The sequence below is a fragment of the Streptomyces sp. NPDC058092 genome (genome assembly GCF_042884935.1).
Classification (GTDB): Bacteria; Actinomycetota; Actinomycetes; order Streptomycetales; family Streptomycetaceae; genus Streptomyces.
Window position 1 is genome coordinate 382,876 of sequence record NZ_JBHVSY010000002.1, and the last position, 15,750, is coordinate 398,625.

Consider the following 15,750-nt stretch of genomic DNA (forward strand, 5'->3'; position numbering starts at 1 on the left):
CGTGAAGGGCTACACCCATACACTCATATGTGGAGCATGTCCCTTTTATTCAAGTCGACTTCGCGGGCAGGGGACTCCCCTCGTGGCCCCCTGCCCATGTTTTTTCGAGTTAACAGTGACGTAGAGTGTTTACGCAAGCCCACTCCCGTACGGCCGCCCGCGCAGAGGACACCGCGGCGGGGGTCGTTACAGTACGACCCCGTTGACGGAATCGAAGACCGTGCGGCACCGGTCGGACGGGGACGGACACCTGGGGGGCCGGATGGGCAGCGGAGAGGAACGCGCGCCGGAGCTGCGGACGTTGCAGCAGAAGGCCGAGTACATGGTGGAGAAGACGTTCCCCGGTCAGAAGATCTCGGGGCGGGTCTTCGCCGATCTGGTCAAGGAGCGCGGCGGCTCCCTCTCGCACAGCTACTTCTCCAACATCCTGGCCGGAAAGGTCACCCAGCCGTCCGAGGACATCCTCAAGGCGCTCGGTCTGGGCTTCGGCGTCGACTGGCGGTTCTTCAAGGAGGAGTCCGAGGTCGTCGACGACGTCGTCGCCGGTCTGCAGTTCCTCGCCAAGCGGCGTACGGGGGAGATCAGCGGACTGGCCGGGCGCGGCCTCGACGAGGACGGACTCCCGCCGGAGCTGCTGCAGTTCGCGCTCTCCCTGCTGGAGGACGCCAGGGGCCGGCAGGGCGCGGGCGGCGGCGCCGCCGCGCATGGCGAGCCGGAGAAGTAGGTCTCCATGTCCCTGCGCGAACTACGGAAGGAGTGCGAGGCCGGGCTGGCCGACCTGCCCATCCCCGCACCTTTCTCCATCGACGCACTGGTGGCGAACATGGAGGCGGCCCGTGGCCGCACCATCGTGCTGCACGAGATGCCCGACCGGCTGGCGCGCGTCAACGCCGCCTGCGGTCTGCGGCTGAAGACCGGCGAAACCAGCTTCGTGCTCTACCGGCGCCGGCCGACCGCCTACCGGACCCAGCACGTCATCCTGCACGAGCTGTGCCACGAATGGTTCGACCACGGCACCTCGCTCGACCCGGAACAGCTCCGGCGGCTGCTGCCGGTCTTCGACACCTCGCTGATCAGCCGGGTCCTCGCAACCGACCCCCCGCCGCGGCCCACCGGCACCGCCCCGCCGCCGGTGGCCGCCTCGATCGCCGACGCGATCGTGGCGGGGGACGGCACCGTACAGGCCCGCGCGCAGTACGACACCCACGACGAACGCATGGCGGAGTTCGGCGCGTCGCTCATTCCCCGGATGGCCAGGGACGTCACGAGCGACGACATGGTGGGGCGGCTGGCCAACTCCCTCTCCCGCCCCGTCGCCAGCCGCCGCCGCGGCCTGTTCCGCCGTACCTGACACCGCACCTCCCGCCTTTCCCCCACCCCCGAGGATTCCGCCGTGAACCCGCTCGACCTCGCCGGCTATCTCATAGCGGCCCTGATGACGGCCGTCGCCCTCTGGCGCATGCCGGCCGCTCTGTGGGGCGACGAAGAAGACAAGCGCCGCCGGGCCCTGTGGGGCTGCTACGCGGGCTTCGCCGCCGCCCTGTGGACCAAGACCCGGGCCGTGCGCATCGCGCTCAACGACAGCGCCGTCACCGACCTCGCCGTCCTGATCAAGCACTACACGGCGACGATCGCGATCCTGGCGATCCTCAGCTACATCGTCGCGATCTACGGCCGGTACCCCGACGCCGGAACCGTTCCGCGGCACGTACGGTTCGCCCGCGCCATCCAGCAGGTCGCGGCCAAGGCGTCGATCGCCACGCTGATCCTGCTGACGGTGCTGTTCTTCACCGTCGTCGACCGGTCCGCGCCCTCGGACCGCTTCGTCGCCGACCACGCGGGACAGTGGGGCGCCACGCTGTACATGAGCGTGTTCTATCTCTACCTGGGTGCCGCGTCGGCCGTCTGCGCGTACCAGTGGGCGCTGGCCACCGCCGGTGCCGGGACGCGTCATCTGCGCGTCGGCCTCGGGATGATGACCTTCGCCATGTTCATCGGGGTCGGATACACCGTCAGCCGGACCCTGTTCCTGTGGGTCAGCGTCGTCGACACCCCGAGCGAGGCCTTCGCCCTCCGGTTCGACGAGGTCACCGAGGCCGCGCAGGTGGTGCTGTTCGCCTTCTTCGCCGTGGGCGCCTCCATCCCCGCCCTCAGCAAGGGGAGGCGCCGGGCGAAGCTGTGGCGGGCCCAGGTCAAACTGCACGGCCTCTGGCGCGAGCTGATGACGGCCTTCCCCGACCAGCCCTTCGACCCTCCGGCCTCGCTGGCCCGCGAACTGACCCGCTTCGACACCCCCGCGGACCTGCGCGTCGACCGCTGGGCCGCGGATATCGCGGACGCCGTCGAAAAGCTGCGCCACTACGTCCCCGACACGCTGCTCCCGGCCGCCGAGGCCGCCGCCGCGGAGGGCACCCCCGACCGCGAGAAGGCCGGACCGCTCGCCGACGCGTACTGGATCAAGGCGGCGCTGCGGGCCAGGAACGCCGGAGCGCCCGCCACGACCGCCGCCACGGTCGGGACCCAGCACGCCACCGACCAGGACGACGAGGTGGCCTGGCTGGTACGGGTGGCCGCCGCGTACCGGACGGTCACGGAGGACCGGGCGGAGGCGGTGCTGGAACACGCCAGGTCCGCGGCGAGCGCCGACGCCACCGGGACGACCCCCACGCCCACCCCGGAGGAGACAGCATGACCACCACCGACACCGCCGACGCCCCCGTATCGCCGCGCACCGGCGCCGCGCGCACCGTCACCGACATGTTCCAGCCCCGCAACGTCCTGCTGGTCGGCATGCTCGGCATCGGCCTGGCCGCCGCCGGTCACTGGACCGGCCTCCTCTGGGGATTCCTCGGCGCCCTGTGTGCCGGACTCGTCCCCGCCGGGTACATCGAATGGGAGCGCGGGCGTGGCACCTGGGGCGACCGCCATGTCGTCGACCGCACCAAGCGGGCACCGATCTTCTTCGTCATCCTCGGTTCCATCGGCGCCGGTTCGCTGGTGATGGTCCTGGGCCACGCCCCCACCGGCATCCTCGTGGCGATGCTCGCCCTCTGGGCGATGACCGTGATCCTCCTCGCCGTCAACACTGCCTGGAAGATCTCGGTGGACGCCGCGGTCGCCTCGGCCGTCGTCGCGCTGTCCGCCGCGGTCCACTCGCCGTGGTGGCTGCTCGCGTACGCGATGACGGTCGCCGTGTGCTGGTCGCGGGTCGCGCTCGGGTACCACTCGGTGGCGCAGACGGTCGCCGGTGCGTCGCTGGGGGCCGCGACGGCGGGCGCGTTCCTCTTCGTGTGATCCGGGCGCGGGCGACCGGTCCGGGGGCGGGCGTCGAACCGATCGCCCGCGGGTACAGGTGCCCCGTGCCGAATTTCGAGATCACCACCGCAAGCGCCGACGACCTCACGATGCTGGCCGAATGGGCCCACGCGGAGGGCTGGAATCCCGGACTGACCGACCGCCACGCCTTCTTCGCCGCCGACCCGCGCGGCTTCCTGACCGGCCGGCTCGACGGCGATCCGGTCTCCTGCGTCTCCGTGATCCGCTACGGCTCCGGCCACGGGTTCCTCGGCTTCTACCTCACCCGCCCCGAGCTGCGCGGGCAGGGTTACGGCAGCCGGCTCTGGCAGGCCGGCATGGCACGGCTGGACGGGCGCAACGTCGGGCTGGACGGGGTGGTGGCCCAGCAGCCCAACTACCGCAAATCCGGCTTCCGTCCGGTCTGGACGACGATGCGTTACGAGGGCCGGCCGCCCGCCGGCCTGCCCGCCCCGCCCGGCACCGTTCTCGTCGATGCCCGCAGCATCCCCTTCGGCCGGCTGGCCGCGTACGACCGCCGCTTCTTCCCCGCCGAGCGCGACAGCTTCCTCGCGCCGTGGATCGCCGGGCCCGCCCGCACCTCGCTCGCCGCCGTCCGCGACGGGGAGCTGCGGGGCCTCGCCGTGCTGCGTCCCTGCCGCACGTCGTCCCGCATCGGCCCGGTGTACGCGGAGTCGCCCGAGGTGGCCGGCGCCCTGGTCGGCGCGCTCGCGGCCACCGATCCGCAGACCCCGGTGGCGATCGACGTACCCGACATCAACCCGGCGGCCGTGCGCCTCGCGGAACAGCTGGGCCTCGGCCCGTCGTTCGAGACCGCCCGGATGTACACGGGCCCGTCGCCGGACGTCGACCACACCGGTCTCTTCGGGATCACGAGCCTGGAGCTGGGCTGACGTGCCGTCCCTTCCGGCGGCGGCCCGGATCAGCCGATGGTGCCGGCAGTACGGGGCCGGGTGCGCGAGGCGAGTACCGCTATGTCGTCCTCCGCACCCGGTCCGAACCGTTCGAGGACCTCGTCGAGCAGGTCCTCGAGGCTGCCGCTCACGGGCAGGGTCAGTTCCCTGAGCCGGCCGACCGAGACGTCGATGTCCTCGCCGCGCCGCTCCACCAGGCCGTCGGTGTACAGGAACAGCACCGTGCCCGGCCCGAGCCTCAGCCGCGCCGTCCGGTACCCGCCGACACCGGTGCCGAGCGGCGGGCCCACCGGTACCTCGTCGCACACCCTGGCTCCTGCCGTCCCCGGATCGATGAATACCGGCGGCAGATGTCCGGCGCTCGCCACCTCGCAGGCCCCGCCGAACCGGTCGACGACGACCAGCAGGCAGGTCGCCGCCCGGTCGAGGCCGGACTTTTCGACCATCCGGTCCAGCTGTTCCAGGATGCGGTGCGGGGGCAGATCGTCATCGGCGAACATCCTCAGCAACGAGCGGTAATGGCTCATGGCGACCGCCGCCTCCACCCCGTGGCCCATCACATCGCCCATCGCCTTCAGATGCCGCCCGTCCCGCAGCGGGATGACGTCGAACCAGTCGCCGCCGACCATCACGCTCCGGTCGGCGGGCAGATAGCGGGTGGCGACCTCGATGTGCGGGTGCGGTGGGTGCGGCTCGGACAGCAGGGAGCGCTGCAGCTCCAGGGCGATGGTGTGTTCGTGGCCGTACCGGCGGGCGTGGTCGAGATCGACGGCGGCCCGGCTCGCGAGCTCGCGGGCGATCACCACGTCCTCGTCCGTGAAGGGTGGCGAGTCCCCCGCCCGGATCAGGCCGAGGACGCCGAGCGGGCTGCCGCGTACGGCGACGGGCACGATGACCGCCGAATGCATCCCGAGGGCACGGTAGGCGGCGACCCGTTCGGGGGCCGGGGCCGAGCGCCTGAGCTCCTCGTCGGTGGTGTGGTTCTCCACGACCGGCTGATTGGTCGCCAGGCAGCGTGCCACGGCCGCGCCCTCCTGGTAGTCGACGTACTCACCGGTCAGCCCGAACCCCGGCAGCTGGGCGCGCAGTCCGGCCACCGCTGTCAGCGCCGCTCTGTGCAGCCGCAGCACACCCGGCGGTGCGGGGCGCACCGGAGCGGCGACGTCGGGCGGGAACACCTCGACCGTGGCGAGGTCGGCCAGCCCCGGCACGACGAGGTCGACGAGTTCCGCACAGGTGGTGTCCATGTCGAGCGTGGTGCCGATCCGGGCGGCCGCGATGTCGAGCATGGTCATGCGCCGCCGGGCCTGTTCCAGCTCGCGCCGTACCTGGTCCGAGGCCATGACCTCCAGCACTATCCCGGCCAGGCCCACGACCCGCCCGTCGACCTCCAGCCGGTGGAACGCCCCGTGCCAGTACCGCCGGACCTTGCCCCCGGAGGAAGCGGTGTACCCGCTGGACGTGATCTCGCGGGGCTTCCCGTCGGCGAGCACGGCCCGCATCAGGTCCTCGCGCGCGTCGACCCCGGGAAGCACCTCGGCGACGGTGCGTCCGAGGTGTGCGGCGGCCGGGACGCCGTTGATCCGTTCGAGGGCCGGGTTGACGTACACATAGCGCAGCCCCGTGTCGAGCACGCCCACCCCGGCCATGGAGTCGCCGAGCAGGGCCGCCAGGGTCGCGGCGTCGAACGGCACGACGCCGGGGGCGTACGCATCGGCCGGCACATCAACCTCCTGGGGCGGGGGCGCGGACCTCCCGCCGCCCGGCCCTTCATCGTCGGCCGCCCACCCCGGCCGCGCATCCGCAGCCGTCCCCCGACACGTCCTCATCCGCAGGACGGGCCCGGGGCCCGGCCCCTCGGCACACCTACGGTCCGTGTACTACCCACAGGGCCCGGGCGGGTGAACGCCCGGGGCTCCGCGATCCCGGCTCAGGCGAGCGGGTGCGACGTCCGGCCGGACGCCTCGTCGATCTCGTCGTGCGCCTTCGTCAGCATCTTCATCGCCAGCTCATTGAGTGCTCTGGCCCCGGCGATCTCCTCGCCGACCCTTGCCTGCTGCTTGTCGGAAGGGTGACGGCTCGCATATCCGTGGGCGCGCACCTCGGCCCCGTCCGGAAGCCGCACCAGTGCGGCCGCACGGGTGCGCTGAGTGTCCTCCTCGAATTCCATCTCCACATGCCACCCGACTGCTGTGTGCATCATGACGATCACCTCTCTACCAGGGTGCTCCCGTTCCACCGCCCCTGCACGACGAACGGGACCGGCTTCCGGGCCGGTCGTGGCCCAGCCGGTGAGGCGAGAACTCGAGGTTTATCCACAGGCTGTGGACAGATTCTCCGGCCGGGACAGCCATCCGGCACCGAACCCGGACAGCCATCCGGCATCAAAAGCGAGTAAAAGATTGCCGTAACCCGGCAGTATCCGTTGCCGGGCGTATATGGGATCATCCAGCCAGTTCGATGGAATTCGTGGATCGGGGAGGGTGATCGCGTGACCTTGTTTCTCGGTCTCGGCATTGCGGGAATCGTCCTGCTCGCCCTGTCTTTGATCTTCGACGGCATCCTCGAAGGTCTTTTCGGAGGCGTACTGGACGGCCTCTTCGACGGCCTCCTCTCTCTCCCCGTCATCGCCGGGTTCCTCTCGATGCTCGGCTTCGGCGGCGCGATCGTGCTCGGCACCACCGGCGTCGGTACGGTCGCCGCGACCGCCGCCGGGGTGCTCGCCGGGATCGTCGCGGCCTGGCTGACCTGGAAGTTCAGCCGGGCCCTGATGCGGGACCAGACCAGCACCACCCCGCGCGGCGACGATCTCGTCGGCACGTCCGGGTCGGTCGTCACCGCGATCCCGGCCGACGGCTACGGCGAGGTCCTGCTGCGCCTCGCGGGCCAGACCGTGAAGCTGGCGGCGAAGAGCCCGGTGCCGGTCGAACGCGGCACCGAGATCTGGGTGGAGGCCACGCTGTCGACCACCTCGGTCGCGGTCCGCCCCGTCGAGCGCTGATCACCGCCGGCCGATACACCACCCGAAAACAAGCTGCCGTCCCCGCAGGGAGGCAGGGGGGGACACCCTTATGAGCCCAGTCGTGACCGCAGTCATAGGAGTCGTCGTACTCCTGGTACTGCTCGCCCTCGTCGTCATCACCCGCTACAAGGTCGCCGGGCCCAGCGAGGCGTTCATCATCACCGGACGCCGCGGCAAGAAGTCGACCGACCCGGTGACCGGCCGCACCAGCATCGACAACAGCGGCCAGAAGGTCGTCGTCGGCGGCGGAGTCTTCGTCGTCCCGTTCGTCCAGCAGAAGTTCACCCTGGACCTGTCCAGCCGGCACATCCCGGTGGCCGTCCGCGGAGCCGTCACCCTGCGCGGGGTGAAGTCGCACCTCGAAGGCGTCGCGATCGTCAAGGTCGGCGGCAGCGAGGAAGCGATCCGGGCCGCCGCCCAGCGCTTCCTCCAGCAGCAGAACGGCATCGTCGGCTTCACCCAGGAAGTGCTCTCCGGCGCGCTGCGCGCCATCGTCGGCCGGATGTCCGTCGAGGACATCATCCGCGACCGTGCCGCGTTCGCCGGCCAGGTCGCGGAGGAGGCCGAGGCCAGCCTGTCCGGGCAGGGCCTGATCCTGGACGCCTTCCAGATCCAGGACATCACCACCGAGGGCTCCTACCTCGAAGACCTCGGCCGGCCCGAGGCCGCCCGCGCCAAGCAGGAGGCGGACATCGCCGAGGCGATCGCCAGGCGCGCCTCCGAGCAGGCCCGGCTCAAGGCGGCCGAGGAGATCGCCGTCGCCGAGCGGACCTTCTACCTCAAGCAGGCCGAGATCAAGGCCGAGACGGAAGCCGCCGCGGCCAAGGCCAACGCGGCGGGCCCGCTCGCCGAGGCGGCCCGCCAGCAGGAAGTCCTGGAGGAGCAGGAGAAGGTCGCCCAGCGCCAGGCCGCGCTGACCGACCGCGAACTCGACACCAAGGTCCGCAAGCCCGCCGACGCCGCCCGCTACCAGGCCGAGCAGGAGGCCGAGGCCCGCCGGATCGCCCAGGTCAAGGAGGCCGAGGCGGACGCGGAGCGCTCCCGGCTGACCGGTCAGGGCGAGAAGCTGCACCGTTCGGCCCTCGCCGACGCCGTGCGCATCGAGGGCGAGGCGGAGGCCGCGGCCATCGCGGCCAAGGGTGCGGCCGAGGCCGAGGCCATGCAGAAGAAGGCGGACGCGTTCGCGCAGTACGGCGACGCGGCCGTGCTCCAGATGATGGTCGAGGTGCTGCCGCAGGTCGTCGCCAAGGCGGCCGAGCCGCTGAGCGCCATCGACAAGATGACCGTCATCTCCACGGACGGCGCCAGCCAGTTGTCGCGCACGGTCACGGACAACGTCGCCCAGGGCATGGAACTCCTCAGCTCCACCACGGGAGTCGACCTGGCAGCCCTGCTCAAGAACCTCAAGGGTGGTGCCGCAGCCGTGACGTCGGCCGGTCCGCCCGCTCAGGCCAAGGACGCGGCGAGCGGCGCCGCCGCATCTCCCGACGGGAAGATCGAGATCACCGACTGATCCGGCCGACACCCCGCTCGTGCCCGGCCGGCACCCCACCGGCCGGGCACGCGCATGTCCGGGGCCCGCGTACGTCCCGGGTACGAGCATGTCCCGGGCATGTCCGGGCTCGTGGCGGCCGCCGCCCCGGCGTCACTCCGTCAGATCCACCCGCACCGTCAGCAGGTTCGTCCCCAGGGCCCGCACCGCCGCGCTGTTGTAACGCGGGAGCGCCTTGAGCCGGGCGCGCGCGTCGTCCTCGGGGAGCAGGTGGGCGGTGCCCGGGTACCACCGGCCCTTGATCCGGACCCGGACCCGGGGGTCGGCCTGGATGTTGCGGACGTACTGCGACTTCTCGCCGTACTCCGAGACCAGCCAGAACGCCTGGCCCACGCGCCGGCCGCCGACCGGGGTGCGGCGCGGGAGGCCGGACGTGCGGCCCGTCGTCTCCAGGAGGGTCTGGGAACGCAACCGTCTGGTGAGCGGGTTGGCGACATGCCGCTGGAACGACGTGACCACCCGGAACTTGAGCTCTCGGCTACGCGACATTCTCGGCCCTTTCGCCGACTGCTGCGGTCGTCCGGACGGCGGCCTCGGCCGCCGTCCGGCCCGGGCGAGTGTAGCCGTGGGCCCCGCTCCGCGCCGTGCGGCAGGAGCGGCGGGACCCTCCGGATAAGGTAATGCGCAGCTAAAGAGATCACCAAGTGCGTCGCCACGCCGCCGCACCACTCGGGAGGAAGCCATGGGAACCCACCGCACCACGCTGCCCGGAGTCGGTGTGCAGTACGACTACACGACCGAGTCGGGACAGCACATCTCCGTCGTCGTCCACCACGACGGGCGGCGGTTCATCGGCTTCTACGACCAGGACGATCCCGATTCGTGCCGCCTGTCGGTGCCCCTGACACCACAGGAGGCCACCGGTCTCGCACACCTCATCGACGCCGCGCCCATCGACGCCGTACGGACCGAGGGCATCGATCTCGTCACGGAGCACATACCGCTCGGGACGCGCTCCCCGTACGGCGGGCGGCTGCTCGGGGACACGAAGGCGCGGACGCGGACGGGGGCCTCGATCGTGGCCGTGCTGCGGACGCACAGCGCGCATCCGTCACCCGGGCCGGACTTCCGGCTGGCCATCGGGGACACGCTCGTCGTCGTCGGTACGAGGGAGGGCGTCGACGCGCTCTCCGAGATCATTGCGGAGGGCTGACCGTGCACGACACGACCGCACTGCTGGTGGAGCTCGGCTCCGTCATTCTGGGCCTGGGCATCATCGGGCGGTTCGCCGGGCGGGTAGGGCTCTCGCCGATTCCGCTCTATCTGCTGGCGGGGCTCGCCTTCGGGGAGGGCGGGCTCCTGCCGCTCGGCGCCAGTGAGGAATTCACCGCCGTGGGCGCCGAGATCGGGGTCATTCTGCTGCTGCTCCTGCTCGGTCTGGAGTACAGCGCATCGGAACTGGTGACCAGTCTCAAGACCCAATACCCCTCCGGCGCCGTGGACTTCGTGCTCAACGCGACCCCGGGGGCGGTGGCCGCGCTGCTGCTCGGGTGGGGGCCCGTGGGAGCCGTCGCACTGGCCGGGGTCACCTGGATCTCGTCGTCCGGGGTCATCGCGAAGGTGCTCACCGACCTGGGTCGGCTGGGAAACCGGGAGACGCCCGTCATCCTCGGTGTGCTGGTCATCGAGGACCTGTCGATGGCCGTGTATCTGCCGTTGCTCACCGCGATGCTCGCGGGCGTGGGCTTCGCCGGGGGCAGCATCGCGCTGCTCGTCGCGCTCGGCACCGTCGGGTTCGTGCTCTATCTGGCACTGCGGCACGGGCGGCTGATCAGCCGGGCCGTGTCCTCCGACAATCCGGAGATGCTCCTCCTGGTGGTGCTCGGGCTGACGGTGCTGGTGGCCGGTGTGGCACAGGAGTTGCAGGTCTCGGCGGCCGTCGGGGCGTTCCTGGTCGGGATCGCGCTCTCGGGCGAGGTCGCCGAGGGGGCACGCAAGCTGCTGACGCCGCTGCGGGATCTGTTCGCCGCCGTCTTCTTCGTGTTCTTCGGACTCTCCACCGATCCGTCCGAGATTCCGCCGGTGCTGCTTCCGGCGGCGCTGCTGGCCGTCGTCACCGTCCTCACCAAGATCGGCACCGGATGGTACGCGGCCCGGCGGGCCGGGATCGGTTCGCGCGGGCGGTGGCGGGCCGGTGGAACGCTCGTCGCCCGCGGTGAGTTCTCCATCGTCATCGCCGGTCTGGCCGTGGCGACCGAGCCGCGTATCGGGCCCATCGCCACCGCGTACGTCCTCATCCTCGTCATCGTCGGACCGCTCACCGCCCGCTGGACCCAGCCGGTCGTGGCCAGGATCCAGGCGTGGCGGGGCCGGGACGGCGGCAGCGGAACAGGAGGCGGCGGTACGGAAGGCGACAGCGTTCCCGCGGGCCGTCCGGCGCCCGCCGCGCAGGAGGAGTTCGCCTCCTCGGCCGACTGAGCCGAACCGTGGCGGCGCCCGGCTGCTTCGTGCGGCTCACAGCGGGGTCGCCGCGTGCAGGATCTGCACGAGCGTCACCGTCGCGTTGAGCGACGACAGCGCCGAGCCCGCCGTGCCCGCTGTCGCGACGAGCGCCGCCAGGGCGGCATGGGCGGACGACGGGGGCCACAGCCGCGCCGACGGAACGGGGGCGAGCAGCGCCGCCACCCGGCGCGGTACGGGGCCCGCAGCGGATGCGGAGGCCGGGGCGGGAGCGGAGGTGGAGGCGGCGAAGGCCGCGAAGCCGACCGAGGCGTCCGGCGCCCGGTGCGAGAAGAGCGCCGCCTTGCCGACCGCGATGGCCACCACCCGCCGGTCGCCGACCGCCCGCGCGGCCTCCTCGTCCGCCCACCGCTCGGTGCTGAACGCCACCGCCGTACGCAACGGCAGCAGGAACGGGTTGGCGCGCGCCGCGAGTTGGACGGCCAGCAGGTAGCGGTGGTGACGGGCGGCCAGGTGGGCCCGCTCGTGGGCGATCAGGGCCCGGCGCTCACGGGCGTCCAGACATTCGGTCATCGCGGTCGAGACGACGACCCGGCCCGGTTTTCCGGGCAGTGCGTAGGCGTACGGCTCCGGGTCCGGGAGTACGGCGACGTCGCCCTCGGTGACGGAGGGGGCGGCGGACAGGGCGCGGCCGGCCCGGACGCGCAGCCGTACATGGCGGTACACCGTCCACCCGCACGCCCCGAGCACCGCCGCCAGCGCCCCGATCGCGACGATGCCCGCCTTCACCTCGTACGGCACCGCTTCCCGTACCTCCGGGTCCGACCAGCTGTCCGGCAGCGGATTGCCCGGGAGCTGGGCCGTGCCGACCACCATCAGCAGGGCCAGGCACAGCGTGCTGCACAGGGCGAGGAGCGTGCCGACGACGGTGAGCAGCAGGGTCGCGCTGCGCGGGTGCAGATGCTGTTCGGCGAGGCGCGCGACCGGCAGCGCGGTCAGCGGGAGCACGAGCGGCAGACAGACGAAGACACCCATCGGACCGCTATCGGCCTTCCGGGTCGGGGGAGTTGCCCGGATCGGACGGATCGCGCAGGCCGCCCGGGCCGGCCGGCTCACCGGGGTCGTCCGGTGCCGCCGCCCGCGCCAGGAGCGCGCGCAGCCGTTCCTCGTCGCCGGGGGAGAGGGCCGAGATGAAGTGGGCGAGCACGGCGTCCCGGTCCCGTTCGCCGTCCAGTACGCGCCGCATCCGCAGGGCCGCGAGACCGGCCTCGTCGGAGGCGGACGTCCAGGTGTAGGAGCGGCCCTCGCGCGACCGGGTCACGGCGTTCTTCGCGTAGAGGCGGGAGAGGATCGTGATGACGGTGGTGTACGCGAGGTCGCCGTCGAGGTGTTCCTGCACCCAGCCGGCGGTCGCCGGGCCGTTCGCCGAGTGCAGTACGGCGAGGACCTGGGCCTCCAGTTCGCCCTGCCCGCGCCTGCGAAGCCGCCGGGTGTCGGGGCGTACGCGGTCGGTGCGTACCGGATCGGTGCGTGCCTGATCGGGGCGTACCGGGCCGGGCACTTCTTCGTGGGGCGGTTCGTTCTCCGGTGGGTGGCCGGGCCTGGCCGAGTCCATCTGATCCGCCCTTCTGCGATACCGCGTCAGCCGCGGCGTCGCAGCATCCTACTTACTGCTGTTTCCGGGACACAGCAGGCACCCATCCTGCTAACTTCTACACGTCTGTAGAGTTGGTTCTCATTCCGGCAACACAACGCAACGCAACGTATGGAGACGACGACATGGCACTGTGGGATCGGATCAAGGAATCCGCTTCGTCGATGCAGTCGCAGCTGGAAGCAAAGAAGAACGACCTGAAGAGCGGGGCGTTCCGCGACGCGAGCATGGCCATGTGCGCCCTGGTCGCCGCCGCCGACGGTTCCATCGACCCGTCCGAACGCCAGCGCGTCGCCTCGCTGATCGCCTCCAACGAGGTCCTGCAGAACTTCCCGGCGGACGATCTGCAGCGCCGCTTCAACGACTACGTGAACAAGCTCACCGCCGACTTCGCCTTCGGCAAGGTCAGCGTGCTCCAGGAGATCGGCAAGGCGAAGAAGAAGCCCGCCGAGGCGCGTGCCGTCATCCAGATCGGCATCGTGATCGGCGGTGCCGACGGCGACTTCGACAAGTCGGAGCAGGCCGTCGTTCGGGAGGCGTGTTTCGCGCTCGACCTTCCGCCGCACGAGTTCGACCTGTAGGTCTCGCCCCTGCCGGGCGGGCCGGCCGGCGGATCCCCGCCTCGCCCCCATACCGCCGGGAGACCGCGGACCGACTGACCACCGGTCCGCGCCCGGCAGGCCGGAGGTGCGCTACTCCCCCGATGCGCACCTCCGGCCACTTTCTTCCGGGCCCCCGGACTCCTGAAACCTGTCCGCTGTCACACCTCTTTGGCCGGCCAGTCCAGCAGCCGGGCGCCGATGACCGCCGTCTGCAGCGTGTAGCGGTGCATCGGGTCGGACGGGTCGGCGCCGGTCAGCTGGTGGATCCGCTCCAGCCGGTAGGTCAGCGCCCGCACGCTCAGCGACAGCCGGCGCGCCGTCTCCGCGGCGACACAGCCCGCGTCGAAGTAGACCGTGAGCGTTTTCAGGAGGGGCTCGGCACCGCCGCGGGCCCGCTGGAGCGGGCCCAGCTGACTGCGCACCAGATCGGCCATCGCCTGCCGGTCCCGGGTCAGTACCGGATAGACGAGCAGGTCGGCGGCGTACAGCACCGGCTCGTCCAGATCCATCCGTTCCCCGAAATCGAGCGCTTCGAGCGCCTCGTCGTACGAGTGGACCACGCCCCCGGGGCCATGGTGAGAGCGGCCGACCGCGACCCGGCCGCCGTCCGTCGCCGCGTGCGACTGCTTGGCGAAATACCGCAGGACATCGGGCTGGCTGGCGGGGGCGATGCAGACCAGCCGCCCGTCCTTCGTCGTGATCAGGATCTTCCGGCCGCCGAATCGCGCGAGCAGCGCCGCCTCGACCGTGCGCGGCACGGAGTCCGTCTCCGTGTACGTCTCCGGGCCCGTCGCCACCGCGACCGCGTGGGCGCGCGAGAGCCGCAGCCCGAACCGGGTGGCCCGCTCGGCGAGCCGCCCCAGGTCGCTGCGCCCGTACAGCAGATCGTCGATGAACTCGCGCCGCGCCGCCTCCTCGCGCCGCACGGTGAGCCGCTGGGCCCGCTCGAAGCCCTCGGCGAAGGCGTCGACGGCCTGCTCGACCGCGGCCAGCACGCAGTCGGTGGACGCGGCATCGGCGGAGGCCGTGCGCGGCCAGGCGGTACGGGTCGCCGCGAGATGGAGGCCGACCAGGGCGCGCAATTGGAATCCGGCCTCGGCGGCCTCCCGGCCCAGCAGCCGGCGCGCCTCCAGCTCGTCCCGGGTCAACCGGCGGCCGGTGGCGGCTACATCGGCCAGGATGCGGGCATAGTCCCCCACATACTCGTCGGGAATCTCCGGCTCCGGCACGCGCACTCCTCAAGTCCTGGCACGACATCGACACCCACTCAACGCATACGGGCTAATGCCGGTGCCCGGCATCAAGGGCCTATAAAGATTGCCGGATTCCGGCAGTGCGACGGACGGCCCCGACTGAGACGATCCGGTCAGCACCACACGGGGGAACACGGGGGGTACGGGGGTACGGGGGAGATCTGGCTGCTGCGGCACCGCGCATCGCGGTGCCGCAGCACCGGAGCCACCCACCACCGGACAGCCCATGAACGGCCCCCGCACGAAGATCGCCCGCATGAACAGACAGGGGGTGGGCCGATGCAGGAGTTCCTGAACGCGGGAACCGCCTTTCCGGCCGTCCTGTTCGGCGCCGCGCTGGCCGTGGTCGTCTTCTTCTGGCTTCTCGTACTGGTCGGTGCCGCCGACCACCATTCCTTCGACGGGGATCTCGGCACCGGCATGGCGGGGGTCGGCGGAGTGCCGGTCACCGTCACGGTGTCCGTGATGGTCGTCGTCGGCTGGTTCACGAGCCTGACCGGTACGGTCCTGCTGCACCGCAGCGGTGTCACCGGCCTCACCCGCGCCGGCCTCGCCTGCGCCGTGCTCGCCGGGGCACTGCTGATCGCCTGGGCCGTGATGCGGGTGCTGGTGCGCCTGATGCGCCGGCGCTTTCCGGAGGAGCCACCTCCGTCGCGGCAGGACTTCCTCGGCCGGATCTGCACGATCCGTACCGGCTCCGTCAGTTCCGACTTCGGCCAGGCCGAGGTCGCGGCGGCCGACGGTTCCACCGCGATCGTCCAGGTCAGACTGCTTCGCCCGGCGAATGCCGCGGACGGCGCGGATGCCGCGGACGGCGCGGACAGCGCGGACGGTGCGGAACTCACCGCACTCACCTCGGGCAGTGCCGGGCTTCTGTACGCGTACGACGACGAGGGCGAGTTCTTCTGGGTCTCGCCGTACGACAGGGCGCTGGATCCGGGACCACCACGCTCCGGCTGACCTGGCCGCCCGCCACCGCCACCGCGCCGGAACCGTCCCACCGGAACCGCCGCGCCGAAACCTTCCGGCGGACCCACC

At 71.6% G+C, this 15,750-nt stretch carries 17 protein-coding genes; 11 read left to right on the forward strand and 6 right to left on the reverse strand.

Annotated elements, in window-relative coordinates:
* The first annotated feature begins 262 nt into the window (after positions 1 to 262).
* From ACFVV1_RS05485 to ACFVV1_RS05505, 5 genes are all read left to right on the forward strand, one after another.
* On the forward strand, positions 263 to 724 hold the full coding sequence (locus ACFVV1_RS05485; protein ID WP_389985159.1) for a hypothetical protein: 462 nt from the start codon (positions 263 to 265) through the stop codon (positions 722 to 724).
* Between the two features lie 6 nt (positions 725 to 730).
* Entirely contained in the window at positions 731 to 1,351 is a 621-nt protein-coding gene (locus ACFVV1_RS05490) for a toxin (RefSeq protein ID WP_389984821.1), read from the forward strand.
* Positions 1,352 to 1,393: 42 nt separating this feature from the next.
* Complete coding sequence (locus ACFVV1_RS05495; RefSeq protein WP_389984824.1) at positions 1,394 to 2,692, forward strand: MAB_1171c family putative transporter; 1,299 nt, start codon at positions 1,394 to 1,396, stop codon at positions 2,690 to 2,692.
* Entirely contained in the window at positions 2,689 to 3,294 is a 606-nt protein-coding gene (locus ACFVV1_RS05500) for a hypothetical protein (RefSeq protein WP_389984827.1), read from the forward strand. Before ACFVV1_RS05495 ends, ACFVV1_RS05500 begins: the two co-directional genes overlap by 4 nt.
* A 65-nt stretch (positions 3,295 to 3,359) precedes the next feature.
* Entirely contained in the window at positions 3,360 to 4,208 is an 849-nt protein-coding gene (locus ACFVV1_RS05505) for a GNAT family N-acetyltransferase (RefSeq protein ID WP_389984829.1), read from the forward strand.
* Between the two features lie 29 nt (positions 4,209 to 4,237).
* Here the strand turns inward: ACFVV1_RS05505 and ACFVV1_RS05510 are convergent, their stop codons facing one another.
* Together ACFVV1_RS05510 and ACFVV1_RS05515 are read right to left on the reverse strand one after the other, a co-directional pair.
* Positions 4,238 to 5,878: a SpoIIE family protein phosphatase gene (locus ACFVV1_RS05510; protein WP_389985162.1), complete on the reverse strand. Its 1,641-nt coding sequence runs from the start codon at positions 5,876 to 5,878 to the stop codon at positions 4,238 to 4,240.
* A 281-nt stretch (positions 5,879 to 6,159) separates the two neighbouring features.
* Complete coding sequence (locus tag ACFVV1_RS05515; RefSeq protein WP_389984832.1) at positions 6,160 to 6,432, reverse strand: DUF1876 domain-containing protein; 273 nt, start codon at positions 6,430 to 6,432, stop codon at positions 6,160 to 6,162.
* A gap of 288 nt (positions 6,433 to 6,720) precedes the next feature.
* Between ACFVV1_RS05515 and ACFVV1_RS05520 the strand changes: the two genes are divergently transcribed.
* Positions 6,721 to 7,230, forward strand: a complete 510-nt coding sequence (locus ACFVV1_RS05520; RefSeq protein ID WP_389984835.1) for a hypothetical protein — start codon at positions 6,721 to 6,723, stop codon at positions 7,228 to 7,230.
* Positions 7,231 to 7,300: 70 nt separating this feature from the next.
* Complete coding sequence (locus tag ACFVV1_RS05525; RefSeq protein ID WP_389984838.1) at positions 7,301 to 8,764, forward strand: flotillin family protein; 1,464 nt, start codon at positions 7,301 to 7,303, stop codon at positions 8,762 to 8,764.
* Between the two features lie 132 nt (positions 8,765 to 8,896).
* On the opposite strand, the gene ACFVV1_RS05530 is transcribed toward ACFVV1_RS05525, so the two are convergent.
* Complete coding sequence (locus ACFVV1_RS05530; protein WP_389984841.1) at positions 8,897 to 9,292, reverse strand: nitroreductase/quinone reductase family protein; 396 nt, start codon at positions 9,290 to 9,292, stop codon at positions 8,897 to 8,899.
* A 193-nt stretch (positions 9,293 to 9,485) separates the two neighbouring features.
* Between ACFVV1_RS05530 and ACFVV1_RS05535 the strand changes: the two genes are divergently transcribed.
* Both ACFVV1_RS05535 and ACFVV1_RS05540 read left to right on the forward strand, forming a co-directional pair.
* A complete protein-coding gene (locus tag ACFVV1_RS05535; RefSeq protein WP_383752239.1) occupies positions 9,486 to 9,956 on the forward strand; it encodes a cation:proton antiporter regulatory subunit in 471 nt (156 codons plus the stop codon).
* Positions 9,957 to 9,958: 2 nt separating this feature from the next.
* Positions 9,959 to 11,221 carry a cation:proton antiporter gene (locus tag ACFVV1_RS05540; RefSeq protein WP_389984844.1) on the forward strand — a complete coding sequence of 421 codons (1,263 nt, stop codon included), beginning with the start codon at positions 9,959 to 9,961 and terminating at the stop codon, positions 11,219 to 11,221.
* Between the two features lie 36 nt (positions 11,222 to 11,257).
* Here the strand turns inward: ACFVV1_RS05540 and ACFVV1_RS05545 are convergent, their stop codons facing one another.
* A complete protein-coding gene (locus ACFVV1_RS05545) occupies positions 11,258 to 12,238 on the reverse strand; it encodes a M56 family metallopeptidase (protein ID WP_389984847.1) in 981 nt (326 codons plus the stop codon).
* A 7-nt stretch (positions 12,239 to 12,245) separates the two neighbouring features.
* Positions 12,246 to 12,662, reverse strand: a complete 417-nt coding sequence (locus ACFVV1_RS05550; protein ID WP_389985165.1) for a BlaI/MecI/CopY family transcriptional regulator — start codon at positions 12,660 to 12,662, stop codon at positions 12,246 to 12,248.
* Between the two features lie 320 nt (positions 12,663 to 12,982).
* Between ACFVV1_RS05550 and ACFVV1_RS05555 the strand changes: the two genes are divergently transcribed.
* Positions 12,983 to 13,438 (forward strand): tellurite resistance TerB family protein, encoded by a 456-nt coding sequence (locus ACFVV1_RS05555; RefSeq protein ID WP_093899464.1) that lies wholly within the window; start codon positions 12,983 to 12,985, stop codon positions 13,436 to 13,438.
* 179 nt (positions 13,439 to 13,617) lie between these two features.
* Here the strand turns inward: ACFVV1_RS05555 and ACFVV1_RS05560 are convergent, their stop codons facing one another.
* The gene (locus tag ACFVV1_RS05560) at positions 13,618 to 14,688 is read right to left on the reverse strand and encodes a PucR family transcriptional regulator (protein WP_389984850.1); all 1,071 of its coding nucleotides are present in this window, start codon (positions 14,686 to 14,688) and stop codon (positions 13,618 to 13,620) included.
* Positions 14,689 to 14,991: 303 nt separating this feature from the next.
* Here ACFVV1_RS05560 and ACFVV1_RS05565 point away from each other — a divergent pair, with 303 nt between their 5' ends.
* Positions 14,992 to 15,672: a hypothetical protein gene (locus tag ACFVV1_RS05565; RefSeq protein ID WP_389984853.1), complete on the forward strand. Its 681-nt coding sequence runs from the start codon at positions 14,992 to 14,994 to the stop codon at positions 15,670 to 15,672.
* Positions 15,673 to 15,750 lie beyond the last annotated feature (78 nt).

What these genes read in the sequence shown, in the direction of transcription:
- ACFVV1_RS05530 (WP_389984841.1), bottom strand. Translation starts at nt 9,292, where the DNA reads ATGTCGCGTAGCCGAGAGCTCAAGTTCCGGGTGGTCACGTCGTTCCAG.
- ACFVV1_RS05485 (WP_389985159.1), top strand. Translation starts at nt 263, where the DNA reads ATGGGCAGCGGAGAGGAACGCGCGCCGGAGCTGCGGACGTTGCAGCAG.
- ACFVV1_RS05515 (WP_389984832.1), bottom strand. Translation starts at nt 6,432, where the DNA reads ATGATGCACACAGCAGTCGGGTGGCATGTGGAGATGGAATTCGAGGAG.
- ACFVV1_RS05490 (WP_389984821.1), top strand. Translation starts at nt 731, where the DNA reads ATGTCCCTGCGCGAACTACGGAAGGAGTGCGAGGCCGGGCTGGCCGAC.
- ACFVV1_RS05510 (WP_389985162.1), bottom strand. Translation starts at nt 5,878, where the DNA reads ATGGCCGGGGTGGGCGTGCTCGACACGGGGCTGCGCTATGTGTACGTC.
- ACFVV1_RS05545 (WP_389984847.1), bottom strand. Translation starts at nt 12,238, where the DNA reads ATGGGTGTCTTCGTCTGTCTGCCGCTCGTGCTCCCGCTGACCGCGCTG.
- ACFVV1_RS05525 (WP_389984838.1), top strand. Translation starts at nt 7,301, where the DNA reads ATGAGCCCAGTCGTGACCGCAGTCATAGGAGTCGTCGTACTCCTGGTA.
- ACFVV1_RS05565 (WP_389984853.1), top strand. Translation starts at nt 14,992, where the DNA reads ATGCAGGAGTTCCTGAACGCGGGAACCGCCTTTCCGGCCGTCCTGTTC.
- ACFVV1_RS05555 (WP_093899464.1), top strand. Translation starts at nt 12,983, where the DNA reads ATGGCACTGTGGGATCGGATCAAGGAATCCGCTTCGTCGATGCAGTCG.
- ACFVV1_RS05535 (WP_383752239.1), top strand. Translation starts at nt 9,486, where the DNA reads ATGGGAACCCACCGCACCACGCTGCCCGGAGTCGGTGTGCAGTACGAC.
- ACFVV1_RS05500 (WP_389984827.1), top strand. Translation starts at nt 2,689, where the DNA reads ATGACCACCACCGACACCGCCGACGCCCCCGTATCGCCGCGCACCGGC.